This is a genomic window from Martinezella lusitana, assembly GCF_014207095.1.
Classification (GTDB): Bacteria; Pseudomonadota; Alphaproteobacteria; order Rhizobiales; family Rhizobiaceae; genus Rhizobium; species Rhizobium lusitanum_B.
On the sequence record NZ_JACHBG010000006.1, the window covers coordinates 270,234 to 294,941 of the forward strand.

Sequence of the window (24,708 nt, forward strand, 5' to 3'; positions counted from 1 at the left end):
AAAAGAGTTTGGCAATGACCGACGCGAACAGCCAGCATGACGGCGAGATCCGGGCGATCGACGCACTACTCCGCGACAGCTATGGCGTCTCGGGCAAGATAACCGCTCTGCCGGGCGAACACGATCTCAACTATTGCGTCGAGGCGGAAGACGGAACCCGCTTCCTTCTCAAGCTGCATGCCTCCGGCGACGCCGATGATCTCGCCATGCAGGTTGCCGTGCTTGATCATTTGGCGCGCATTGCGCCGCAGCTTCCGATCTCCCGTGCGCTGGCGGACAGGAATGGTGCCACCGCGATTGCGGCGGAGCTACGCGGCAAACGTACCGCGCGCCTGTTGACGTGGCTGAATGGTAGTGTGTGGTCGAAATCTGCTGCGCGTGGCATGCAAAGCGTCGTTACGCTCGGTCGACTGCTCGGCGAGATGGATCGCAATCTCGAAGGCTTCAGCCATCCCGGCGCCAAGCGCACTTACGCCTGGGATATCGGCCGTGCGGATATGCATCTGGAAAACCTTGCCTTCATTACGGATACCGAAAAGCGCGAAACCGTGAGGGTTATCCTTGAGCGTTTCGTTGTCGAGATACTGCCGCGATTGCAGCAATGCCCGCGCCAGGTCATCCATAACGACGCCAACGACTACAACGTCCTGCTTGGCGAGACCGGTGCCGTGAGCGGCCTGCTCGACTTCGGCGATATGGTCGAAACCTGGCGGGTTGTCGAAATCGCGGTTGCCGGTGCCTATGCGCTGATCGGTACGGAAGATCCGGTCGAGACGATCGGTCGTCTCGCCGGCGCCTATCACGCCGTCAATCCGATCAGCGAGACTGAAGCCGAATTGATCTTCGATCTGACCTGCACGCGCTATGCCGTCAGCATGTGCATGGCGGCCAAGCAGATCCGCGAAAATCCGGAAAATACCTATCTTCTCGTCAGTCAGGAAGACGTTTGGCGCGAGTTGCAGCGTCTCCAATGCGAGAACCGCTCTTTGGCGATTGCTCGCATCCGCGATGCCTGCGGCTTAGCTCCTATCCCGCATGGCCCCCGCATCGAGCGCTGGCTGGAGCGGAACGCGCATGACTTCGCTGCGATCTTCAGGCCCTCGGTCGCAAAGCCGGAGGTACTGGCGCTTGATTTCACCGCGGCGGGACCGGATGCGGATAGCTGGGCGTCGCTCGATGCCGCCGGCGCGGCCCGCTTGATCGAAGAGCGTGTCGAACAGGCTGGGGCCGATTTCGCCATTGGTCTCTACGGTGAAGATCGCAACATCTATAAGAGCGATGCCTATCGGACGCCGACCGCCGGCCAGCGCCGCAGCATTCATCTCGGTGTCGATCTCTTCGGCCGAGAGCAAGAGCCTGTGCATGCGCCTTTTGCCGGGATGGTCGCCTTCATTCACGACGATGCCGTCGCGTTCGGCTTTGGCCCTACGGTGCTGCTCGAACATCGTACGGATGACGGAGATGTCTTCTGGAGTCTCTATGGCCATCTTTCGCGGGAAAGTGTGGCCAAACTCTCGGTAGGGCAGATAATCACCAAGGGCGAGGCTTTCTGCACTCTCGGCGAGGCGTCGGAAAACGGCAACTGGTCTCCGCATTTGCATTTCCAGATCGTCACGGATCATCTCGGCCTCGGTGCGCAGATGCACGGTGTCGGCGTGCGCGATCAATGGCAGGTGTGGCGGGCTATCAGCCCCGATCCGAGCGTCGTCTTCGGTTTCTCTAAGCCTGCTTCGGTCGTCGTCGCGCGGGACAAGGATTTTCTGGTGCGCGAGCGTCATCGCCGCATCGGCCGTTCGCTCAGCATCGCCTATTCCGCGACGCCGCTGAAAATCGTCGGCGGTGAGGGAGCCTATCTGATCGACGAAGAGGGCACGCGCTGGCTCGATATGGTCAACAACGTCTGCCACGTTGGCCATTGCCATCCCCGCGTGGTGAAGGCGGCGCAGGCGCAGATCGGCAAGCTCAATACCAACTCGCGCTATCTGCATGACTCGCTGGTGGAATATTCCCGCCGTCTGGCGAGCCTGTTTCCCGATCCGCTCAATGTCTGCTTCTTCGTCAATTCTGGTAGCGAAGCGAATGATCTCGCGATCCGGTTGGCGCGCGCCTATACCGGCAATCGTGATATCATCACCGTCGATCATGCCTATCACGGGCATCTGTCCAGCCTGATCGATGTCAGCCCCTACAAGTTTGCCGGCAAGGGCGGAGAGGGGCGTCCGCGGCATGTCCGGGTGGCGGAGATGCCTGATCTTTATCGCGGCCGCTTCCGCTATGGCGATGCGGATGCCGGCAGCAAATATGCGGAGGACGTGCATAACCAGGTTGCCGCTCTTGCGGTGGAGGGACGTCGTCCCGCGTTGTTCTTCAGCGAGGGCATTCTAGGCACCGGTGGTCAGCTGACGCTCCCGGCCAATTACTTGAAGGAAGCCTACGCCCATGTGCGGGCGGCAGGCGGTCTTTGTCTGGCCGATGAAGTCCAGGTCGGCTTCGGCCGCGTCGGCAACCATATGTGGGCGCATGAATTGCAGGGCGTAGTGCCCGACATCGTCACCATGGGCAAGCCGATCGGCAACGGACACCCGATGGCAGCCGTCGTGACGACGGAAGCCATTGCCGCCTCTTTCGCCAACGGCATGGAGTATTTCAACACCTTTGGCGGTAACCCCGTTTCCGCCGAGATCGGCCTCGCTGTTCTCGACATCATCCGCGACGAGCGGCTGATGCACCATTGCCGTGTCGTTGGCGACCGGTTGATGGATGGCGTGCGGGCGCTTGCCGCGCGCCACGCGATCATCGGCGATGTGCGTGGGCACGGGCTCTTCAACGGTGTGGAACTGGTGCGCAATCGCGAGACGCTGGAGCCAGCGGCGACCGAACTCGACTTCGTGATCGCGGAGATGAAGCGCAAGCATCGTATCCTGCTCAGCAGCGAAGGCCCGCACCATAACGTGCTGAAGGTGAAGCCTCCGGCGCCCTTCAGTACGGAGGATTGCGACCGGTTCCTCGATGCACTGGACGAGACCCTGTCTCGCCTGCCGGGCCGCTAAGTTTTCACCTCACCACAGAGATCATGCCGCATTGGTTTTAGCGGCGATATAAACGTTTAAATTTCGACTGCGACAAGGGTAATGCCCGACGTTCGGCGACTTGAATGATGAAGGACAAGACAGTGCACAAGCCGCTCGCCAGACAGAACAATTTCGATGCAAGCCGGCAGGATGCCGGCATGCTGGAGCTTGGTGTCTGCTACTATCCGGAGCAATGGCCAAGGGCGAAATGGGAAGAGGATGCCGCTCGCATGGTGGAACTCGGGCTCGCCTGGGTGCGTATCGGCGAGTTTGCCTGGTCGCGCATCGAGCCGCAATCCGGCGTCTTCCATTGGGAGTGGTTCGATGAGGCTGTCGAGGTACTCGGCAAGGCGGGGTTGAAGGTAATCATCGGCACTCCGACGGCCGCGCCTCCGAAGTGGCTGGTGGACCGCTATCCCGATATTCTTCCCGTCGACGCGCGCGGTGTTGTCCGCAAATTCGGTGCGCGCCGGCACTACTGCTTCTCCAGCCAACGCTATCGTCTGGAGGCCGCCCGTATCACCGAGGCGGTCGCGCAGCGCTATGGCGAACATCCTTTCGTCCATGCCTGGCAGACCGACAATGAGTATGGTGATCACGATACGATCCATAGCTATTCAAGAGGGGCGCTCCACGCGTTCCGCGGATGGCTTGCGGCTCGATATGGCACCATCGAGGAGCTGAACCGGGCTTGGGGCACCACCTTCTGGAGCATGCATTACAATAGCTTCGACGAGGTGGATCTGCCCAACAATCTCGTCGAAGAGCCGACGCCGACGCATCTTGTCGATTACTTCCGCTTCGCCTCCGATGAGGTACAGAACTTCAACAAGGCGCAGGTCGACATCATTCGCCGCCATTCGCCGGGCCGGCCGGTGACGCATAACTTCATGTCGCAGAATACCGACTTCGATCACTATAAGGTTGGTGAGGACATCGATATCGCCTCGTGGGACGTTTATCCCATGGGCGGGCTCATCAATGGCCGACTGAGCGCAGAGGAAAAGCAGCGCTATCTGCGCGTCGGCGACCCCGATCAGCCTGCTTTCAACCACGATCTTTATCGTGCAGTCGGCCGCGGCCGCGTTTGGGTCATGGAACAGCAGCCGGGACCGGTGAACTGGGCGTTGCACAATCAGTCGCCGGCCGATGGCATGGTACGGCTGTGGACCTGGCTTGCCTACGCCCACGGCGTCGACATGGTGTCCTATTTCCGCTGGCGTCAGGCGCCCTTTGCGCAGGAGCAATTCCATGCCGGCCTTCTGCTGCCCAACAGCGAAGAGGATCAGGGCTATAAGGAAGTGGCCGAGGTCATCAAGGAGATGAAGCTGCTGCCCAAGGGCGAAAAGCGCGGCAAGGCTTCCGTGGCGCTGCTGCTCGATTATGACTCGCGTTTTGCGACTCGCGCCCTGCCGCAGGGGCGCGACTATGCCGCCTCCGCGATCGCGCTTGATTGGTATTCCGCCGTCTCGCGTCTCGGGGTCGATATCGATTTCGTTGGACAGCATTCCGATCTCGACGGATACAAGCTCGTGCTGGCACCTGATCTTGTCATCCCTGATGCGGATTTCATTGCGCGGCTCAAAGCATCGGATGCGAAGGTCTTGTTCGGTCCCCGCAGCGGCAGCAAGACGCGCGACATGCATATTCCGGGCGATCTGCCGCCGGGTGTCCTTGGCGATCTTCTCGATTTCCGGGTTACGCGCGTCGAGTCCCTGCCGGCGTTTCAGTCCGAGGCCGTGCTCTACGGCAATACCAGCCATCAGACGACCGGATGGCGGGAAACGATCCGCACGAGGGAAACCGTGCTTGCAACGTTCCAGGGGGAGTATCGCCCCGATACACCGGCGCTGATCGGCAATGAGAAGGCGCGCTACTGCGCAACGCTTCCGCGCGAAGAGTTCCTGCTGAAACTGATGGGCGACACGCTTGCCTGGGCTGATGTCGACTGCCTGCCCGATCTCGGCGACCTGCGCCTTGCTCGACGCGGCAAGCTGCATTTCGCTTTCAACTACGGCAGTACAGCCGCAAGTGCGCCTGTCGCAGCGGATGCGATTTTCCTTGTTGGCAGTAGAAATGTGGAGCCGGTTGACGTCGCGATCTGGATCCAGGCGGGTGAAGACGCCGCAATCAAATAGTTGATCGCATTGGCAATTCCTGCGGGCTGTCTTGTCCTCGACAGCCCACAGGAAGCGGAACTGTCCGGAAATCCGTACTGGCCTTGAAAGCAAGGCAAACAAATAGCCGCAAGCCGAAGCGTGTTCCGCATTGCCGGAGCTTCGGAATGAAAGCGCGTCATGTCGCCTTGCAAGGCACTGATGTCGCTTTCCTGCGCGCGCCTTACCCCGAGGCATGATCTTCTATCCATGTTCAAGGCACCATCGAGATATCTCTTGATGGGAGCGCGAGAAGGGTCATACTTCGGCTCTTCTCGGGCCAAAGTGCGTCAAACCGGGTTTTGAAGAACAGGTTTGACGAGCATAATCGAGCTTTGGACAGCAGGCCTGATGATCGCGACGAGTGATCCGGAGGCGGATGGGAGGCTTTTCAGATTGCGCCATCCATCTCTTGCTTCCTCACCGATCGGTCATATCTGCACCGGTTGTGGATGCTGCTGAGGTGGCGACATCCGCGGCCGTTTTGCTGCTGTTCAGCCCGTTGAGGAGCGGGCCGATCTGAGGCGCGCAAGCGCTCGTAACGAAGATCAGCGTTAAACCAAGGAGGAGATGGCATGACTGGGAACAGAGGCGTTGTCTATTTGAGGCCCGGCAAAGTCGAGGTCCGCAATATTGACGATCCGAAACTGGAAGCGCCGGATGGCCGGCGCATCGAGCATGGCGTGATCCTGAAGGTGATCTCCACGAATATCTGCGGCTCCGATCAGCACATGGTGCGCGGCCGCACGACGGCCATGCCGGGTCTGGTGCTTGGTCACGAGATCACAGGACAGGTCATCGAAAAAGGTCTCGACGTCGAAATGCTCGACATCGGCGATATTGTGTCGGTTCCATTCAACGTGGCTTGCGGCCGCTGCCGCTGCTGCAAATCGCAGGATACCGGCGTCTGCCTGACGGTGAACCCGTCGCGTGCCGGTGGCGCCTATGGCTATGTCGATATGGGCGGCTGGATCGGCGGTCAGGCACGCTACGTCATGGTGCCTTATGCAGACTTCAACCTGCTGAAATTTCCCGATCGCGACAAGGCGATGGCGAAGATTCGCGATCTCACCATGTTGTCCGACATCCTGCCGACCGGTTTTCACGGTGCGGTTCGTGCGGGCGTCGGCGTGGGATCGACAGTCTATGTCGCAGGTGCCGGCCCGGTCGGTCTTGCCGCCGCCGCCTCCGCTCGTATCCTGGGTGCCGCCGTCGTCATGATCGGCGACTTCAACAAGGATCGTCTTGCGCATGCCGCCAAGGTGGGCTTCGAGCCGATCGATCTCTCCAAGAGCGACCGCCTTGGAGAGATGATTGCCGAAGTCGTCGGCACCAATGAAGTGGATAGTGCAATCGATGCTGTCGGCTTCGAGGCAAGGGGGCATTCCGGTGGCGAACAGCCGGCTATCGTCCTCAATCAGATGATGGAGATCACGCGTGCAGCGGGATCGATCGGTATTCCCGGTCTCTATGTTACGGAAGACCCTGGCGCGGTCGATAATGCCGCCAAGCATGGCAGCCTGTCATTGCGCTTTGGCCTTGGTTGGGCGAAGGCTCAATCCTTCCACACCGGCCAGACGCCGGTGATCAAATACAACAGGCAGCTTATGCAAGCGATCCTGCACGACAGGTTGCCGATTGCCGATATCGTCAATGCCAAGATCATCTCGCTTGAGGATGCAGCACAAGGCTACGAGAGCTTCGACCAGGGTGCTGCGACCAAGTTCGTTCTCGATCCGCATGGCGAGCTGACAAAGGCTGCATAGGCACGCTGCGGTCGCAGCCAATCATGATGCAAGCAAAATATCGGGAGCTGAGAGATACTCTTTCGGCTCCCGATATTGCTTTGAGGAACTATCACGAACGTGCTGGACATAGATGCCGGTGCCACTCAGGCCAGAGGCTGTTTCGGCTTTCCGATCGATATAAGCATCTAAAGGAAACGGCTTCGAAGAGCGGATATGTTGCGTCGCACCATCTGCTGGCAGTCACGTCAATCGTCATCAAGAGTAGCTGGATATTTCGGCCGCTAAGCCGATAGGGTCCCCATATTATTGAGGCGGGCCACAGGCGATCGTGCAGGTGCCGAGGCATGTCCGTAAGCAATGATAACGGATGATGTTGCCATTATATACTTATCTTATACATTTATGCGGCTATCCATGTGGAGCAACCCCGTTATCGCTGACCCGAACAAACGGCCGCTTGGACAAAACGCAAACCTGAAGAGAAACAGACAATGGCAAACTTTCTGGAGAAATGGTCTTCGAAGAAGGCTGATAAGCCTAAGGCTGGTGCGCGGAATGTAGTCGATACTTTTCGTGCAAGAGTAGAGGAGCAGAAAGCATATCTGGAAGAGTACGCGCGAGACGCCGCTGGTTTCAAGAAGTGGCGTTCCACCTGGTTCCAGCGTGTGCCCGGTGGCTTCGGTGTCACCGTTGGGCGTGACTCGATCAATGCCGGTCAAGGGTTGAGCTATATCGTCGTGGAATCCGTCAAGGACGTGGCGGAGTTTCTCGAGGATCTGGCATATCATGCGGAAAAGGACGTAGGCTTCCAGCAGGCGCTCGAGCAGAACCGCCGCCGCCGTGTCGCATTGCTGAACGCGGCAAAGTCCGGCGGAGACGCTGTCGCTTCCAAGGCAAAGGCAAAGGCAAAGCCGGCGGCAGCTAAGGCTGCTGCAGCAAAGTCGACAGCAGCTAAACCAGCTGCAGCGAAGCCGGCTGCTGCAAAGTCAGCGGCAAGCAAAGCATCACCGAAGGTCACAAAGGTAAAGGTCGCTCCGGCAGCAGCAAGTGCCGAGGCGGCAAAGCCGAAACGCGGCCGCAAGGTAAAGGCTGATGCCACTGCCGAATGATGATAAAGCCCGCCTCGTGCGGGCTTTATACTTTCTGCAGATGCGTGTTCATCTGAAGCGATCTCGATCGCCTGAATAGGTTCCGAGGCATCACTAACTTGGCATGTCCATCGCATCGATGAAAAAGCGCAAGTGCGTCGGGCATATCTTTCATGGCTTCGGAATATGCTCGATTTGAGCAACGACAATTACATAATATGGGCCGATTGCAGCACTTAGATCAATAAATGCACTAAGCGAACAAATACACGTACATACCCGCTCAAGGACGCAATATCGTGAGAATTGGAATTCCGCATTAATTGCGTACGATATTCCGTCGAGTTGCGCCGAATGCCGAGGCACCTACGCATCAATAGGGATGTGAAAATCCTCCAACTATCATCAAGTGCAATGGCCGCACTTGATGATATGCTGTGATCGACTCCACTCAGCTCGAAGCTGTGATGTCCTGCCAGGCGTCATATGCCGAGAGGACCGTTTCCATCTGTGCGGTGTGGCCGGCGATGAATTCGTCGCCATAAATGGTCTCGTCAGGATATTCGGTAATCAGCGTTACCGGCACGGTGTGACGATCGTCGACATCTGCGAGACACGGAAAGCCGTTGATGATCCGAAAGCCCGTTTCGCCGGCGTGTATCTCGTAAAGGGCGATCTGCTTGTTGTTGTAGTCCAGCAGTCCGGGAATGGCGCCCAGATGCTTGGTGACTCTATCCAGTAGCCGTTCGGCTTGCGCTGCCCAGCCGGAATGGTAGCGGGCGATCAGGAAGAAGCCCTTCGGCAACGTCCACATGGCGAAGTTCCGCGGCACGTAGCCGGAAAGCGGACGGGTCCATTCATGAGCGGGATAGCCGTGCAGATTGACATGCAGCTGCGCACCGCTCAGCTTTTCCGCCTGGAAGCGAATTTTCTTCTCGTAGAGATAGGGACCAGCATTCGCCTCGGTGCGATATTCGAGGTCGTCGCCGAGCGCGGTGTAACGCGCGGCATGATACATGTGGCGCGGGTTGTCCTTGCGCAGGCGCTGGTGCAGCGCGTAGCCATCGGGATTTTCCAGCGGCGAGATCGTGAAATGCGCGCCTTCGATCGCTACGAGCCTCTGCGCGGCGCGCAGCGCGCCAACGCCGCCGGTCGTCTCATTGGCATGCTGCCCGCCGCTGATCATGACAGCCGCGTCGCGGCCCTTGATATAGCGAGCTTTGACCGCGCGGCCGGAACGGGTGACGGCTTCAAACGTCTCGCCGCCGATCTCTTCCAGCATGGCCTCGATCTGCCGCACGGCCAGGGGCTCTGCTGCCGTCTCGATCTGCTGCTCCGCACCGTCCCAGTAACGTGAGGCCAATGCTTGCGTTTCTACCTTGGCGGAGATTTCGCCGGAAGATAACAGGATCTGCGGAACGATCTGCCCCGGCTTCAAGCCGCGATCGCCGAGCGGCCGGCCGGATTTCTTCTGGAAGAACTCAAGCAGCGAGAAATAGAAGTCCTCGTGCAGCGCCTCCCGAAGGCTCATGACTTCGTCCCCGACCGGTAGGGGCTCATCGGCAGCCGGCAGTCCGACGCGAATATTGAGCTCTTCGAAATAGGGCTCGGTCGCACCCCAGTCGTACTGCGTAATTGCAGCGATGGTTTCTTCGAAAAGCCGCTCGTAGTCCGTCGCCAGCCGTTCGCCGGTGGCCTTGCCGTCCCGTACCAGCCAACCCGTTGGCGAAACGTTCGTTTCGCCGGCCGTGTCGATGTGGACCCGATTGGGCGCCAATACTTTGACCTGGCGTTCGTCACCTGAGCCATTCTTCAACAGAACATCATAATGGAAATCACTATCGGCTCTGGCGACGAAGGTGATCGCGCGATCTCCTACCATCGCCGCAAGCGGATAGGCTTCTAACCGGAAGCGGTTGGCGGGCGCATTCGCATGCACTGGATATCGGATCTCGATTGCTTCCACGCCGTTCAGATCGATCTCCTCAAGAAATGCATGGAGGAGTGGTTTGTATGCACTACGGATGCGGGCTTGAACGCCCTTTTCCCTGAGCTTGCGCTCCGCATCCTGGCGGCTCTGCCTGTCGTCGAAGGTCCATGCTTCGAATTCCTGGCCGGCCTCGGCATCCGAGACGAGTTGCGAAAGCGTCCGCTCGAAGCTTCTTTCGAAAATCATGGTCATGATGTCTTACCTTGTCGTTCTGCCTGTTGGGTCGAGGCTATCGCGTAGCCAGTCACCCAGGAGATTGAGACCGAGTACGGTCAGCAGGATGGCGAGGCCGGGGAAGAGGCTGACCCACCACGCGGTCTGTAGGTAGGTGCGTCCGTCGGCCAGCATGCCGCCCCAGCTGGGGATCGTCGGATCGACGCCGAGACCAAGGAAGGTGAGGCTACTTTCGAGAAGGATATTGTTGGCGATGTTCAGCGTCATCAGCACGATCACCGGTCCCAGAAGGTTCGGCAGTAGATGCTGGAAGATGATGCGCCAATCCCTAACGCCGATGGCGCGAGCGGAGAGGATGAATTCCCGTTCGCGCAGGGTCAGCACCGATCCGCGGACGAGACGGGCATATTGGACCCACTGCGACACGATCAGCAGGATGATGGTGTTGGTGAGGCTGCCGCCGACGATAGCGATGAAGGTGATTGCCAGCAGAATGAAGGGCATGGCGAGCTGAATATCGGCAAAGCGCATCAGGAGCACATCCCAGATGCCGCGATAGTAGCCCGCTGCCAGACCCACCAGAACACCAAGAACGACGCCGCCGATGACGGAAGTGAGGCCGACCAACAGCGATATCCTACCGCCGGCGATAACGCGGGCAAGCACGTCGCGCCCGAGCGGATCCGTCCCGAACGGGTGGGCGAGGCTGGCAAACGGCCTTGCAAGCCGGGCCATCAGATCGATCTTCTCGGCTCCACCCGGAAAGAGCACATCCGAGAATATGGCGGCAAGGCAGATGGCGACGGTCAGCAAAGCTCCGACGATGAATTCGAGGCTGTGGAATCGCGAACGGCTTGAAGTTGTGGCGGCCATGGGCGGTTACTCCGTGCGGATACGGGGGTCGACGAGCCCGTAGGCAATATCGACCAGCAGGTTTACGCTGACGATGAACAAGGCCAGCACAGTGATCACGCCCTGCAACAGCGGATAGTCGCGGGCGGCGACGGCGTCGAACGCAAGAGTTCCGAGACCGGGCCAGTTGAAGACGCGCTCGATGACGACGATGCCGCCGAGCAATCCGCCGAACTGGATGCCGAAGTAGGTGATCAGCGGAATGGCGCAGTTGCGAAGGGCATGCTTGTAAAGCACCTTGCTCTCGCTGAGGCCTTTGGCGCGTGCGACCATGATGTATTGCGACTGTAGAGTTTCCAGCATGGCGGTGCGCACCAGGCGCACATTCGTCGCCGTCAGGATGACGCCCATGGTCAGGGCCGGCATGACGTAGCTGGCTATCCCGACCATGCCGCTCGGCGGCAGCCAGCCAAGCGTGATCGAGAACAGTAGCACCATCATCAGCGCCAGCCAGAAATTCGGGAAGGAAAGCCCGAGCAGAGAGAGAACGCGGATAATCTGGTCCGCCGTCCTGCCGCGCGCGGTCGCAGCCTTGATCCCGAGCGGGATGGAGAGCACGATCGATATCGCCATGGCAATGAAGGCGAGCAGCAAGGTGGCGGGCAGGGCGCCGGCGATCAATTGAGAGACGGGAGTGCCACCGGTGAAGCTGCGTCCGAAATCCAGTGTCAGCAGTCCCTTCAGGAAGGTCAGATACTGGATAATGAACGGCTGGTCCGTGCCAAGCGCTGCGCGAATGCGCACCAGATCCTCTTCCGTCATGCTGCCGCCGCCCTGAAACATCATCATGGCGGGATCGCCTGTCAGGCGAATGGCGAAGGAGACGAGAAGTGTGATGGCGATGACGACGAAAATCGCCTGCAACAATCGCTTGATGAGAAAACCGGCCACGTTCTTTTCCCGAAATTTGCAGTTGGACGCCGCCGGACATTCCGGCGGCGCCACGATTGACGATTACTCGACGGTTACTTCGTTCAGCTTGATGCGGTTATCCGGCGCGGGCACGAAGCCCTTCACGCGCTTACTGATGCCGTAGATCGCGTTGGAGTTATAGAGCGGTAGCTCCAGCGCCTTGTCGGTGACGTACTTGCCGATCTCCTTCAGGATCTTCTCCCGCTCGGCGCGATCGGTGAGCGGACGCTGGGATTCCAGCAGCTTGTCCAGCGTTGCATCCTTTTCGTAGGGATTCCACTTTTCGCCGGAGTGGTACATCGCATAAGCCGTATTGTCGAAGTCGAAGGTCCAGCCACCCCATTTTTGCTCGAACATCGCGCCGGTCTTGCCCTGCGGAATGATGTCGTTCAGCAGAACGTTGGTCTCATAGGGCTTGAGGGTCGCGGTGATGCCGACCATTTGCAGGTAGCTTGCAATGACCTGCGCCACCTCGTTCATGGTTGTGTCGTTGCCGCGAATATCGATCTGGATTGTCGCGCCGGGTTTGACGCCTGCTTCGGCGAGCAGCTTCTTGGCGCCTTCCGGATCGTAGGGAAGAGCCTTCAGCTCTGGATCATAGCCGAAGGACGATGCACCCTGGAAGCTGGTGATCTCGACGGCCTGACCGACGAGGATCGACTTGATGATGGTTGCGCGGTCGATTGCCATAATGATGGCCTTGCGCACGCGCGGATCAGCCGTGATGCCGTCCCGGGTGTTGAAGCGCAGCGCGTCGACCGTCGGGCCGGGAACGCTGGCAATCTCCAGCTTGGAATCGTTCTGGATGACAGGGAGCATGCCGATCGGGATGATCGGCGGGATGACGAGATCGACACGGCCTGCCTGAAGCTCGGCAACGGCGGTCGCGGGCTCGCTGATGAAGCGATATTCGAGTTCGGAAAGCTTTGGCGCGCCACCCCAGTAATCAGGATTGGCCGCGAGCTTGATATTCACCTTCGGCGTATAGGAAACGAACTTGAAGGCGCCGGTGCCGACCGGATTGAGGTTGAAGTAGTCCTCGCCCTTTTCCTTGATGTACTTCGGCGGAACGATCATTGCGCCATAGCCGGCAAGCTTGGTCAGCAGCACCGGATCGGGCGTCTTCAGCTTCATGTCGACCGTGTAGTCATCGATGATATCGACGCTTTCGATCGCCGTGTAGTTCGAACGCTGCGGGCCTTTTGCACCCTCTGCGCCCAGCAGGCGATCGAAGGTGAATTTTACCGATTCAGCATTGAAGGGCTCGCCGTCGTGGAACTTCACGTCGTGGCGCAGCTTGAAACGGATGCGCTTGCCCTGGTCCAGCTCTTCCCAGGATTCGGCAAGGCCGGGCACCAGCTTCAGGTCGGGGCCGCGATAGGTCAGCCCATCGAAAATATTGGTCGATACGACGGCCCAGGCCACCAGAAACGTATCGATCGGATCCCAGCTGCCGGGGTCTTGCGACGAAGCGATGGTCATCTTTCCAGCGGCCAGTGCCGGCGCCGCATTGACGGTCATGCCCGACAGCGCGAGCACAGCAAGAGCGGTTCTCAGCCCCAATTTGAATTTTTTCATCAACCTGTTTCCTCTTCAGATCGTTGCAATGGATAGTGGTCGTTTATGCGCTTCTGGCGATGAAATGACCCGCGCCGATTTCCTCGCGGGAGAGAATGGGCGGCTCATCGCCAACACGGCGAACGGGATTTGGAATTTCGCCCTCGATCAGCGCGGTCTTGCGCTCGACCGTGGGGTCGGCGACCGGCACGGCGGAAAGCAGGCGTCGCGTATAGTCATGCATCGGCGTTTCAAAAACCTGCCGGCGGCTGCCCATTTCCATGATCTGGCCGAGATAGAGAACCGCGACCCTGTGGCTTATCTTTTCCACCACTGCCATGTCATGGCTGATGAAGAGATAGGCAAGTCCGCGTTCGGCCTGCAGATCCATGAACAGGTTGATGATCTGTGCCTGGATCGATACGTCGAGCGCCGAAAGCGCCTCATCCGCGATGATGAGCTTGGGATCGGAGGCGAGTGCGCGGGCGATGCAGACGCGCTGGCGCTGGCCGCCGGAGAATTCGTGCGGATAACGCTCGGCATGGGCCGATGTCAGACCGACGCGCTCCAGAAGTTCGTCCACACGGCGGCGAACCTCCTTCGAGCCCAAGATGATGCCATGCGTATTGATGGGTTCAGCAATCGAGAAACCGACCGTCTTGCGCGGATCGAGCGAGGCGAAAGGATCCTGGAAAATATATTGCACGTCCCGGCGTATGCGGAAGCGTTCTGCCGCCGACATCGCGGCAAAACTCTTGCCGTTGAAGGTGATTTCGCCGGCTCGGGCTTTTTGCAATTGCTGGATGGTTCGGCCAATGGTCGACTTGCCGGAGCCGGATTCGCCAACCAGGGCAAGCGTTTCTCCGGGGTGGATGTCGAAACCGACCTGCTGGACGGCATTGCAACGATGCGTAACCTGGCCGAATATGTTCTTCTTGATGTCGAAACGCACGAAGAGGTCGCGCACGGACAGCAATGGTGGCTGATCGTAGCGGGCGGTATTCTGAATCCGCTCCTCGCCGACGACTTTCGGCTCGCCACCTTCGAGAACGATGAGGGGCGACCGCTTCGGAAAGTCTTCGCCAGCCATGCTTCCGAGCTTCGGAACCGCGGCAAGCAAAGCACGGGTATAGGGATGCTTCGGATTGGCGAATATCTCGCGAACCGGACCCTCCTCAATCTTCTTTCCCTTCCACATGACGACCACATCGTCAGCCATTTCGGCGACGACACCCATGTCATGGGTGATGAAGATCATGCCCATGCCGAGATCCTTCTGCAGGTCCCGCATGATATTGAGAATCTGCGCCTGGATGGTAACGTCGAGCGCCGTCGTCGGCTCGTCGGCGATCAGTAGTTTGGGGCGGCAGGCGAGCGCCATGGCGATCATCACGCGCTGGCGCATGCCGCCGGAAAGTTGATGCGGAAAGCGGTTCAACAGCGCTTCGGCATCGGGCAGCCGTACCATTTCGAGAAGTCGCCGCGCTTCTGTCATCGCGGAGGACTTGCCGGCATCTTCATGAAGCAGAAGGACTTCGCTGATCTGGTCGCCAATGGTGAAGACGGGATTGAGCGAGGTCATCGGCTCCTGGAAGATCATGGCGATCTCTTTGCCGCGGATGGAGCGAATCTCCTTCTGCGAGAGCTTGAGAAGATCCTCGCCGTTGAAAGCGATGCTGCCGCTCTCGAAGCGAGCACCCATCATGTCTGCAAGCCGCATGATCGAGAGCGATGTCACTGACTTTCCGGATCCGGACTCCCCGACGATCGCTAGCGTCCGGCCCGGCTCTACGGAAAAGGAAAGGCCTTCCACCACGCGGTTTTCGCCGAACCGCACCGTCAAATCCGCGACTGACAGAAGTGGCTTGTTCATATCCGTCGCCTTCGTCATGCGCTCGTCTCGGCATGTAGCGGGTTGCGCCATGAGTTTTCGCAGTTTTGCGGATTGATGGGCACGATCTGCACTTCCATTTTCACTGTGTCCCAGACGGCAACGATATCGCCTTTTGGTGTGAACACGCCGGATCCTCCGCCGAAGGTGTCGCTACGGATGGGTGCCGGCATCCTGACGACCGCCGACATCTGATTCTGGAAAAAGCAAGCAACGGCTTCCTCCAAATCGCGCAATCCGCGGTCATCTATATCCATGTTCCCACTACATTTCTTAGGCGATGAGATAGCATCAAACAACAATCTGGTCTATATTGTTCAACAATTTTCGCGATCATCATCGAAAATTGAGGGGCTTTCATCCGAAATCGTCCAACGTTGGTAGCCTTGTTATTGGCCTAACCCGGTGAGTTTCGGTTTGAAATCCAATTGCTTGCGCGCCTTCACAGCGATGGGTGGCTTGCTGGATAACGCAGGGATAAGAGGGCGCAACAGGGATTGACGCCAGGCGCCGGGAGAGCAGATGAAGCAGACGAAGCTTGTGAGTATCGAGCCGATTTCGGGTCCGGCGGAGGCTGGACAAACGGTGACGGACGTGACGGCGGCGCGCATCCGCGAGCGGGTCATCAGCGGGACTTTGTCTCCCGGGAGCCACCTTTCCGAGGCGACGCTATGTGAGGAGTTCCAAGTTTCGCGTAACACGCTGCGTGAAGTCTTTCGGCTGCTGACAAAGGAAGGCGTGCTGCGTCACGAGGCCAACCGAGGCGTGTTCGTCACCACGCCGAGCATCTCCACCATTATGGATATCTTCCATATTCGCCGGCTCATAGAGTGTTCGGCGGTTTCCGGCGCACATCATCGCCATCCGAGCGTCAGCAAGATGCGAGAGGCTGTGGATGCTGCGATCCAGCATCGTGACCGCAGCGAATGGCTTGATGTCGGCAGCGCCGATATCGCCTTTCATGCCGCCATCGTCGAGTTGGCCGACAGCCCGAGGCTCTCGGCGTTCTATGCCCAGATCTCGCTGGAGTTGCGTCTGGTATTCGGTTTGATCCGCGATCCTGAATATCTGCATGCTCCCTATGTCGGGCAGAACGCCACGATTCTCGCTCATATCGAGGAGGGGGCGACAGCGAATGCCGCCGAGGCGTTGGAGAAATATCTGTATCAGGCGGAGCGGTTTATTCTGGCCGCCTATTCCCGGGCGATACCCGGCTGAAGCCTGAATCGGCTATCACTGTGGAAATCATCATATGAAAGGCTGCGGCTTGAAGCAAACATTTGCCACAGGAGCTGCTTTGGCGGAAAGATACCCGCCATCCGGGACGAAATCGTGATTCCATCTGTCCAGAAGGGTTGATCTTGGTCGTTGTTGATCAGGGCGGCTATGCGCGTCGAACCGGAATAGACAAGATAGGCAACCGGCTACCGCGGATTGAAATGGAATGGACGCGCAATCCTTCAAAGGCTCCAGCAAGGCGACCGCAATCCAGCAAGTATGGGCTTCGCCGCTCTATCGCGGCGCAACGCTCGCCCTTTTCCTGTCGGGGTTAGGGACCTCGGCTTCACTGCCGCAGATCGTCGTCTTCCTGGTCAAAGAACTCGGAACATCCATGCCCGTAGCCGGGCTTTATTATCTGACCGGCCTGACCGCGCCGGTTGCCGGCTACCTGGTCGGTCGCTACTCCGACAGGACAGGCAAGCGCCTCAGCCTGTTCCGGCTATGTGCCATGGCAGGCTTTCTCGGATGGGTCGGTTTTGCGCTTTCGAGCGCACCATGGATGCCGTTTGTGATTGGTGCCGTCGTCCTGGCGTTCTCCGGCTCCGCCACATCGCAGCTTTTCACGGCCATTCATGACGATCTGAAGAGGAATCCGGCGGGCGCGAACGAAAGCGTGGTTGCACTCATCCGGATGGCGCTGACGGCGGGCTGGATCGTTGGCCCGTTCATCGGTGCCTGGCTGGCGGCCGAAACGGGCCTGCGCACCATGTTCTGGACAACGGCCATCTGTTTCGTGGCGCAGATCGTGCCCTTGGGGACCTTGAGCGTCTCGCCGAGCCCCAAGAAAAAGGCAACACAGGCCGCCGCTGCGGCCGGCTCGCCCACTTGGTCGGACATGGCGCCGCTTCTGCTTTTCACCGGCCTCTATGTCCTGGTCTATGCCGGCGAGCCCATCAAATACGGCTTCCTTCTGCTTTACATGGAGGAAAACCTCGGGATCGATCCCGGTGTGCGAGGTGCCGTAATCGGCACACAGCCCCTGATCGAGCTTATTCTGATGCCGTTCAGCGTGATGTTGGCACGGCAGATCGGTACGCTTTGGCTCATGTGCATCGCCGCAGCGTGTGGTGTCGTTGCCAATCTCTGTTTCGCTGCATGGCCAACCGCTGTTGGCATGTTTGCCGGGCAGACGCTCATGGGTGGCGTCTGGGGGCTCTACATGGTGTTGGGGCTGATCGTCGCCCAGCGTCTTCTCCCCAATGCCGTCGCAACCGCCTCAGCAATCTTCATGAGCTCTTCGGCGTTGGCGATGGCGCTCGGCGGCGGTGTCGGTGGTATCGGTGTCGCATATCTTGGTCTGCCAAATGTTTTCTACCTTCCTGCGATATTCTCGCTGGTGGCGATGATTGGTTTGGCACTGATGGCTAGGCGCGGCGTCATCGAATAAAGTGGTGCCCTTTCTTGGTGCAGCATTCATTCGCCATGGCAGGTTTCGGCCGATCCTAAACCTGCTGGAGGTCTTTCGCCGAGCTGATCGGGTTCGCCATGTTGCTCTATTGCGACCGTATCCGGCTGCGCAGATAAAAATCACCGGTTCTTTCACCCTTCATGGGCAATGCTGCCGCCTGTTGACGAAGATGCAACGATCGCATATTCGTAAAGTCATCAGATGACTTGATGAAATTGAACGATGCGCGCCCTGACCAAAACGACGCTTGCCGAAACTGCCGTCGAGGCAATCCGCAGCGAAATTGTCGCCCAACGCTGGGGTGTGGGCGAGAAGCTGCCCAACGAAGCTTCTCTTTCCGCGATGCTGTCCGTCAGTCGCGGCACGATCCGCGAAGCCGTGCGGGTGTTGGCCTCGCAGGGCTATCTCGAAACCCGTCAGGGATCCGGCACCTATGTTCGCTCGACGACCGACTTCGGCCGGCCGCTTGATATGGCGCGCCGCGCCGGGTTGCGGGATCAGTTCGAAGCCCGGCTGGCGCTGGAGGTCGAAGCCGCGCGCCTGACCGCCTTGCGCCATACTCCCGAAGTGATCTCGCAATTGCGCGCGCTGCTCGCTGCACGAGGAAATTACGCCGGGAGTGACAAGTTAGGCTTCATCGAACGCGATCTTGCTTTCCATAAAGCCGTCGTCGCGGCGTCGCGAAACCTGGCGATGGTCGAGCTCTACGACTTTTTTTCGATGTCGATCGCGCAGACCATCGAAGCGACGCTCGATGCTGAAATTCCCGAGCCGGACATGCAGGCCCACATCGAGGTCGTCGACGCCATTGAGGCCGGCGATCCGGAGGCGGCCGACGCCGCCGTGCGCCGCTTCATGGCTCCCGTTATCGCTACTCTTGACCGGTTGTTGCTATCATGACCACCTCCTTGCCAAATGCCGCCTCCGTCGACCTGATCGACGCCGAGGCCGATGAAATTCCACCACCGCAGCCTCACAGCGGACAATCGCCGATCGGCAGATTTGTCCTGGGCGTAAGCCTTGTGCTGATTGCGTTCAATCTGAGACCGGTCTTTTCCAGTGCATCGGCGCTTCTGCCTGAGATCAGAACCGGGCTCGGTCTCTCGTCGTTCGGCACCAGTGTTCTGACCACCTTGCCCGTGGTCTGCCTGGGGCTGTTTTCACCGCTTGCACCAAGGCTTGCGCAGCGCTTGGGGAGCGAGCGCGTTATGCTCGGCGTAATCTTGTTGCTTGCCCTCGGTACGGCGCTACGTGGCCTGTCTTCTATCTCCATGCTGTTCGTCGGAACTGCGCTGGCCGGCGCGTGCATCGCCATCGGCAACGTCCTCTTGCCCGGTGTCGTCAAGCGCGATTTCCCGGACAAAGCAGCCGTGATGACCGGCTGCTACACGATGGCGCTATGCGCCGGAGCGGCAAGCGCGGCAGGGCTGACGCTTCCCCTCGAACATGCCCTCGGCGGATCGCTCGGTGGCGCGCTTGCGGCTTGGGCCTTGCCGGCGCTTGCGGTCAGCCTTCTCTGGTTGCCGCAAGTCATCGGAACGCGCAGCCAGGCCCGTCGCACCGGCTTTCGCGTGACGGGGCTGTGGACTGATCCGATTGCCTGGCAGGTGACCTTGTTCATGGGCCTGCAATCGGCGCTCGCTTACTGCGTCTTCGGCTGGCTCGTTCCCATCCTGCGTGAACGCGGTCTCGATGGCGTCACCGCGGGCGCAATCGTATCCGCGTCGGTGATGGTGCAGGCCGCCTCATGTCTTGTAGCGCCTCACATCGCCATCAAAGGCAGGGATCAGCGCGTCATCAACGTTGTCCTTTGCGCTTTTGCCGTCGTTGCATTGCTTGGCCTGCTCTTCGCTCCGCTTTGGACGGTCTGGTTCTGGGCCGTGCTGCAGGGCATAGGGCAGGGGGGATTGATTGCGGTGGCGCTCACCGTGATCGTGCTGCGGTCGCCGGATGCGCATATCGCTGCACATCTTTCTGGCATGGCGCAATTTGTCGGGTACCTGCTTGCAGCCATCGGCCCTCTTATTGTCGGCATGATCCATGGCTGGACGGGCAGCTTTGCCTGGTGCTCCGTTTTGTTCGTCCTGCTCGGTCTTGGTGCCGCCATCAATGGCTGGTTTGCCGGTCGCGCGATTACCGTCAACGCCAAGACCATCGAAACTCCATAGCCTAAATGGCCCTTTGACGACGCGTGGACCGGTTTCGAGGATCCGCCCTGCTCGCCAAAGAGTTTTCACTGCCGATGAAGCGGCAAGATATGGTGTTCGGTCAAAGGCGCCATGGATATCGTGCCCGGATGGGCGGGCGATATCCAACGGATCTCCTCGATCTCTGCCGCAGCGGTAATCGCGGCATCGCCGACATCCAGGCGGAAGACGTCCGCAACGACGATATGCTCGGGCTCATTGGCAGCGGGCGCCTCGAAGTGGCCGAGGAATGCCAGTGACTCGGTGTCGATCGCAAGGCCCAACTCCTCGTGCAACTCCCTGACGAGCGCTTGTTCCGGCGCCTCATGCGGCTCGATCTTGCCGCCGGGCTGCATGAAAGCCGTGGTTCCGCGCTTGCGCACCAGCAGCGTATCTCCATCGCGGCGCAGTAGCAGAGCCGCAGCGATCCTTATCGTTTTCGTCATGTGTCAATCTGATCGGATTCGCGATCGGGTTTCAATGATCATCCGGTCCCATCAGCGGGATTCAAGCCGCGCAATCAAGCGCAGCTCGATCTGCTCACCACTTCGGCCATCGCCCTTATGAGCGCGGCCCTGATCGACAAAAGGTTCAGGTGTCCAGCCATGCTGCGAGGCCATCCAGCGTCTGCAACCCGTATTCCACAGCGCCGAAGCCGATAACGATCTTGCGACGTGCCGGGCTCGGATGGAGCTGGCGCATGGTCAACACCGTCTTGCCGTCAGCCTGCTCATCAAAGGTCACCGTGGCGCGAAAGCGGTCGGGATCGTTTGCATCGGGCGTGCCGTGATCCATCACGATCCGCTCGTTCGGTACGATTTCCAGAAAGCGCACGAGGTTCGCGAAGCGACGTTCCTGCCCTTCGAACAAGCCGACCATGTCGAACCGCCAGATTCCACCCTCTCTGATATCGGCCTCATGGTTTTCGATTTTGAGGTCGGTCGGGCCGTACCATTGGGCCAGCGCCTTTGGATCCATCCAGGCAGAAAAGACCTTCTCCCGCGGGTGATTCAGGACCTTCACCAGCACGATTTCGCGATCCAGTGCCCAAGTGTCAAACGGATTTGTCATGTTCTTCTTCATCCTCTCTCGTCTTATCCAGGTAGACTTCCAGCCGGTCCAGCCGCTCGCTCCAGCGCCGGCGCTCCGCCTCCATCCAGTCTGCCGCCTCGTCGAACCGCGCCTGCACCAGCCTGCACCAGCGGCTGCGGCCGCGCTTTTCGCTGGCGATCAGCCCGCAATCTTCCAGCACCTTCAGATGCTGGGCGAAGGAGGGTAGCGCCATGTCGAATGGTTCGGCGAGGACCGTGACGGGAACCTCACCCTCGGCCAGCCGCGATACAACAGCGCGGCGGGTCGGGTCGCTGAGAGCATGAAAGGCGAGGTCGAGAGGCGTCGAATGATAGGGCATGCGATTTCCTAAAACGAATTGCGGCGTTGGTCAAGAAAACTTAGGTACTTGCCTTAGTATTTAGTCGGTCTAAGATGAGACCGGCTACGCAACCACTCACAAGGAGAGCTCCAATGGCAGTTCGTGTCGATCTCATGATCTCGCTCGACGGCTTCGCGACAACGATGGACCAGACACCCGAAGTCCCTTTCGGCGAGGACTGGCCGCGTCTCGTCGGCGCATATACCGCAACGCGGACGTTCAGAGAGCGCGTGTTCAAGGATACCAGCGGGGCCGGGACCACCGGCATCGATGACGACTATGCAAGAGAGTATTTCGAGAATGTGGGCGCCGAAATCATGGGCGCCGGCATGTTCGGGCTTCATAACTTCCCCGATGATCCGAACTGGCGTGGCTGGTGGGGCGAAGAGCCGCCTTTCAGGGTTCCGGTCTTCGTTCTGACCCACACGGCCCGACCCACCCTGGAAATGGCCGGCGGTACCACGTTCCATTTCATCGATACAACGCCGATCGACGCGCTCCAGCAGGCGGAAAAGGTGGCGGGCGGAAAGGATGTGCGGGTTGGTGGTGGCGCAACGGTCGTTCGTGACTTTCTAAAGGCGGGTCTCGTCGATCGTCTTCATGTCGCAATCACGCCGATCCTTCTCGGACGTGGCATCCGCCTGTGGGATGATCTGCGTGGTTTGGAGGCCGGCTACACGGTCAAGTCGGAAACGGCGCCGAGTGGCACTATCCACCTGACGTTCCGCCGCTAACTGCCCCCGCTCATGGCGCGATCATGGGCCATCGGCAGATGATCCATGATCCCAGCTTTTTTGGCGGAGAGCCGATCTATGCGGCTCGTCAAGGCTGGCGCGGATCCATCAGATGCTCACGGAAGAATGCGAGAACTTCGGCATTGAATTCCTTATGGAACGCGGTGCGATCAAAGCCTGGAGCGTCGCTGCAGGAGGGCTTCGTGGATGATTTGACGCTCGGGCAGGGCGTTAAGAACGACAGGTGTCTGGCATTGGGGACGACCCGGAAATCTGGCTTGTCCGGTAGCAGATGCGCCAGCTTTGCAACGTTCTCCGGCTCCGCATCCTGACCGCCGCCGAGCTGCGACCCCCAGAGCTGAAGCGGAATTTTCACGTCTTTCACGCTGTCGGCGGTCAAAAAGACAGTACTCAAGGGATCAGCGACCACCATCGCCTTGACGCGGGGATCGTGTGTCCATGTCCGAGGTGGCTGGATTCGCTGAAAAGGCCGCCTTTGGTCGGCTGGCGGGCAGTCGGTAACCTTCGGGTCCGCGCAGCGCGGCGGCAGCTTGCTGAAGTCGGGATTGGCGCCGGCAACGACGAGCCCTGTGTAGCCGCCCTGGGAAAATCCGTAGAAACCGATACGCCGCGGACCGATGCTTGCTGCGTCGGGCGATGGGCCGAGCATGAAGTCGATGGTGCGCTTGATGTCGGCCGGTCGTTCGACCAGCACGCCCATGCCGTTTGCCTGACTCATGTCGGCGTAGTTCGCATGTGGATGATTGATAGCGACGACGATGAAGCCTCCGTCCGCCAGCGCCTGGGCGGTGTCCCGGTGGCCGAGCGAGTCGCCGCCATAACCGTGTGAAATGACGATGAGCGGCAGATCCTTGCCCATGATCGGACAATCCGGCGTCGCTGCTAATATTAAAGCTCCTATTCTCATCGTCGTCGGCGCCTCCGCGCAGGGCGACCACATTGTCCCTGTGATTTCCGGGCCGCCGGGGTCGGCCGGAATTCGAATGAACTTCAACCCCGCCGCTTGGCACAGCGATGCAGCAAGGCAGAGGGCGGCTGCGAGGGCAAGGCTGCGGTGGATCATTGCGCAATTCCTTCTGGCCGGGGGCTTGAATCAGGTGCTAGCAACGGCGCGGACCGCGAGCTTGGGCTGCCGCAACGGCGACGCTATGGGGCGAGTGCCTCGAATGTCGGTTCAGTACCTTGCATAAACAGATAGCTTGTTATATCTAACTTGTAAAGCTGAGGCATTCATGACCGACTCGATCCAAGTTCAACTGCGCAAGGGCGTTCTCGATCTCTGCGTTCTTGCCGTGCTCTCACGGGGCGAGAGCTACGGCTACGAGATTGCCAGCACGCTGGTCGCAGCCGTTGGAATGGGGGAAGGGACGATCTATCCGCTGATGCGCAGGATGCAGAATGACGGCCTCGTTGCGACCCGCATCGTCGAGTCCAGCAACGGGCCGCCGCGCAAATACTACCGGCTTACGCCGTTGGGTCATTCGATTTTCGAGGCACATCGGCGTGACTGGCGCTCGCTTGCGGGCGCCGTCGACAAACTTCTTGAGGAATAGCCATGACCAGGGATGCCTTTTTGCGTACGCTGAGACTGGGCCTTACCGGGCTTCCGCCTCGCGAAGTCGATGATATCGTTGCCGACTACACCGCCTATTTTACGGAATCCGAGGCCTCGGGTCGTAGTGATGAAGACGTCGTGGCGGCGCTGGGCGATGCAGCCAGGATCGCCAGGGAACTGCGAGCCGATGCGGGGCTGCGCCGTTTCGAGGCTCATTGGAGCGTGCCGAACCTTCTGGCGGCGATGATGGCGCTGGCCGGGCTTGCCATCGTCGATATCTTCTTCCTTCTGCCTTTGTTGTTCGCTGCGGTCTTCGTCACGTTCGGTCTTGCAATCGCACTCGTTGCCATCGGCGCTGTCGGTCTGAAGATCGTGTTCACGACGGTGTTTTTTCACATCGGCCTGCCGACCGTCGGCATGTTGGCGCGCCTCCTTATAGGGGCAGGGCTGGTGAGTGCCCTCGTGGGCGGTGGCGCGCTGCTGTTGATGGGGCTTGGCTTGGGTATCCGCATGCTCGGGCAGTATGCCCGGCTGCATTTCCGCCTGGCGCAGGCAACCGAAAATCGTGTTTGAGCGCCGCGTCTGACATCGT

The 24,708-nt window shown here is 59.5% G+C and carries 21 protein-coding genes; 11 read left to right on the forward strand and 10 right to left on the reverse strand.

Translation table 11 applies throughout. The annotated features are described in order from the left end of the window. Positions 1-14 precede the first annotated feature (14 nt). The 4 genes from GGD46_RS15835 to GGD46_RS15850 all read left to right on the forward strand — a co-directional run bounded on the left by GGD46_RS15835 (position 15) and on the right by GGD46_RS15850 (position 8,084). Complete coding sequence (locus tag GGD46_RS15835) at positions 15-3,050, forward strand: aminotransferase class III-fold pyridoxal phosphate-dependent enzyme (RefSeq protein WP_184705458.1); 3,036 nt, start codon at positions 15-17, stop codon at positions 3,048-3,050. A 104-nt stretch (positions 3,051-3,154) separates the two neighbouring features. After that, positions 3,155-5,209: a beta-galactosidase gene (locus GGD46_RS15840; protein ID WP_210325589.1), complete on the forward strand. Its 2,055-nt coding sequence runs from the start codon at positions 3,155-3,157 to the stop codon at positions 5,207-5,209. A gap of 593 nt (positions 5,210-5,802) precedes the next feature. Beyond that, on the forward strand, positions 5,803-6,993 hold the full coding sequence (gene fdhA, locus GGD46_RS15845) for a formaldehyde dehydrogenase, glutathione-independent (protein WP_184705460.1): 1,191 nt from the start codon (positions 5,803-5,805) through the stop codon (positions 6,991-6,993). A gap of 473 nt (positions 6,994-7,466) precedes the next feature. Beyond that, entirely contained in the window at positions 7,467-8,084 is a 618-nt protein-coding gene (locus GGD46_RS15850; RefSeq protein ID WP_184705462.1) for a hypothetical protein, read from the forward strand. A gap of 430 nt (positions 8,085-8,514) precedes the next feature. On the opposite strand, the gene GGD46_RS15855 is transcribed toward GGD46_RS15850, so the two are convergent. From GGD46_RS15855 to GGD46_RS15880, 6 genes are all read right to left on the reverse strand, one after another. Next, entirely contained in the window at positions 8,515-10,245 is a 1,731-nt protein-coding gene (locus GGD46_RS15855) for a M14 family metallopeptidase (protein WP_184705464.1), read from the reverse strand. 6 nt (positions 10,246-10,251) lie between these two features. Then, positions 10,252-11,100: an ABC transporter permease gene (locus tag GGD46_RS15860; RefSeq protein WP_184705466.1), complete on the reverse strand. Its 849-nt coding sequence runs from the start codon at positions 11,098-11,100 to the stop codon at positions 10,252-10,254. Between the two features lie 6 nt (positions 11,101-11,106). After that, positions 11,107-12,030, reverse strand: a complete 924-nt coding sequence (locus GGD46_RS15865; protein WP_184705468.1) for an ABC transporter permease — start codon at positions 12,028-12,030, stop codon at positions 11,107-11,109. A gap of 63 nt (positions 12,031-12,093) precedes the next feature. Further along, the gene (locus GGD46_RS15870) at positions 12,094-13,629 is read right to left on the reverse strand and encodes an ABC transporter substrate-binding protein (protein ID WP_184705470.1); all 1,536 of its coding nucleotides are present in this window, start codon (positions 13,627-13,629) and stop codon (positions 12,094-12,096) included. Positions 13,630-13,672: 43 nt separating this feature from the next. Beyond that, positions 13,673-15,499 (reverse strand): ABC transporter ATP-binding protein, encoded by a 1,827-nt coding sequence (locus tag GGD46_RS15875; RefSeq protein WP_184705472.1) that lies wholly within the window; start codon positions 15,497-15,499, stop codon positions 13,673-13,675. Beyond that, positions 15,496-15,726: a hypothetical protein gene (locus tag GGD46_RS15880; protein WP_184705474.1), complete on the reverse strand. Its 231-nt coding sequence runs from the start codon at positions 15,724-15,726 to the stop codon at positions 15,496-15,498. The genes GGD46_RS15875 and GGD46_RS15880 overlap by 4 nt, the downstream gene beginning before the upstream one ends. Before the next feature lie 295 nt (positions 15,727-16,021). Between GGD46_RS15880 and GGD46_RS15885 the strand changes: the two genes are divergently transcribed. The 4 genes from GGD46_RS15885 to GGD46_RS15900 all read left to right on the forward strand — a co-directional run bounded on the left by GGD46_RS15885 (position 16,022) and on the right by GGD46_RS15900 (position 20,356). Beyond that, the gene (locus tag GGD46_RS15885; RefSeq protein ID WP_184705476.1) at positions 16,022-16,717 is read left to right on the forward strand and encodes a GntR family transcriptional regulator; all 696 of its coding nucleotides are present in this window, start codon (positions 16,022-16,024) and stop codon (positions 16,715-16,717) included. Between the two features lie 226 nt (positions 16,718-16,943). Further along, positions 16,944-18,167: an MFS transporter gene (locus tag GGD46_RS15890; RefSeq protein WP_184705478.1), complete on the forward strand. Its 1,224-nt coding sequence runs from the start codon at positions 16,944-16,946 to the stop codon at positions 18,165-18,167. 243 nt (positions 18,168-18,410) lie between these two features. Then, entirely contained in the window at positions 18,411-19,088 is a 678-nt protein-coding gene (locus GGD46_RS15895) for a FadR/GntR family transcriptional regulator (protein ID WP_184705480.1), read from the forward strand. After that, the gene (locus GGD46_RS15900) at positions 19,085-20,356 is read left to right on the forward strand and encodes a CynX/NimT family MFS transporter (protein ID WP_184705482.1); all 1,272 of its coding nucleotides are present in this window, start codon (positions 19,085-19,087) and stop codon (positions 20,354-20,356) included. The genes GGD46_RS15895 and GGD46_RS15900 overlap by 4 nt, the downstream gene beginning before the upstream one ends. Positions 20,357-20,421: 65 nt before the next feature. Here the strand turns inward: GGD46_RS15900 and GGD46_RS15905 are convergent, their stop codons facing one another. From GGD46_RS15905 to GGD46_RS15915, 3 genes are all read right to left on the reverse strand, one after another. Continuing rightward, on the reverse strand, positions 20,422-20,820 hold the full coding sequence (locus tag GGD46_RS15905; protein ID WP_184705484.1) for an NUDIX hydrolase: 399 nt from the start codon (positions 20,818-20,820) through the stop codon (positions 20,422-20,424). Positions 20,821-20,965: 145 nt separating this feature from the next. Further along, positions 20,966-21,445, reverse strand: a complete 480-nt coding sequence (locus tag GGD46_RS15910; protein WP_184705486.1) for an SRPBCC family protein — start codon at positions 21,443-21,445, stop codon at positions 20,966-20,968. Beyond that, positions 21,429-21,785, reverse strand: a complete 357-nt coding sequence (locus GGD46_RS15915) for a helix-turn-helix transcriptional regulator (RefSeq protein WP_184705489.1) — start codon at positions 21,783-21,785, stop codon at positions 21,429-21,431. The genes GGD46_RS15910 and GGD46_RS15915 overlap by 17 nt, the downstream gene beginning before the upstream one ends. A 113-nt stretch (positions 21,786-21,898) precedes the next feature. Here GGD46_RS15915 and GGD46_RS15920 point away from each other — a divergent pair, with 113 nt between their 5' ends. After that, a complete protein-coding gene (locus tag GGD46_RS15920; protein WP_184705491.1) occupies positions 21,899-22,540 on the forward strand; it encodes a dihydrofolate reductase family protein in 642 nt (213 codons plus the stop codon). 88 nt (positions 22,541-22,628) lie between these two features. Here the strand turns inward: GGD46_RS15920 and GGD46_RS15925 are convergent, their stop codons facing one another. Continuing rightward, positions 22,629-23,624, reverse strand: a complete 996-nt coding sequence (locus GGD46_RS15925) for an alpha/beta hydrolase family protein (RefSeq protein WP_184705493.1) — start codon at positions 23,622-23,624, stop codon at positions 22,629-22,631. A 169-nt stretch (positions 23,625-23,793) separates the two neighbouring features. Between GGD46_RS15925 and GGD46_RS15930 the strand changes: the two genes are divergently transcribed. Both GGD46_RS15930 and GGD46_RS15935 read left to right on the forward strand, forming a co-directional pair. Further along, positions 23,794-24,114, forward strand: a complete 321-nt coding sequence (locus GGD46_RS15930; RefSeq protein WP_184705495.1) for a PadR family transcriptional regulator — start codon at positions 23,794-23,796, stop codon at positions 24,112-24,114. A gap of 2 nt (positions 24,115-24,116) precedes the next feature. Further along, positions 24,117-24,689, forward strand: a complete 573-nt coding sequence (locus GGD46_RS15935) for a DUF1700 domain-containing protein (protein ID WP_184705497.1) — start codon at positions 24,117-24,119, stop codon at positions 24,687-24,689. Positions 24,690-24,708 lie beyond the last annotated feature (19 nt).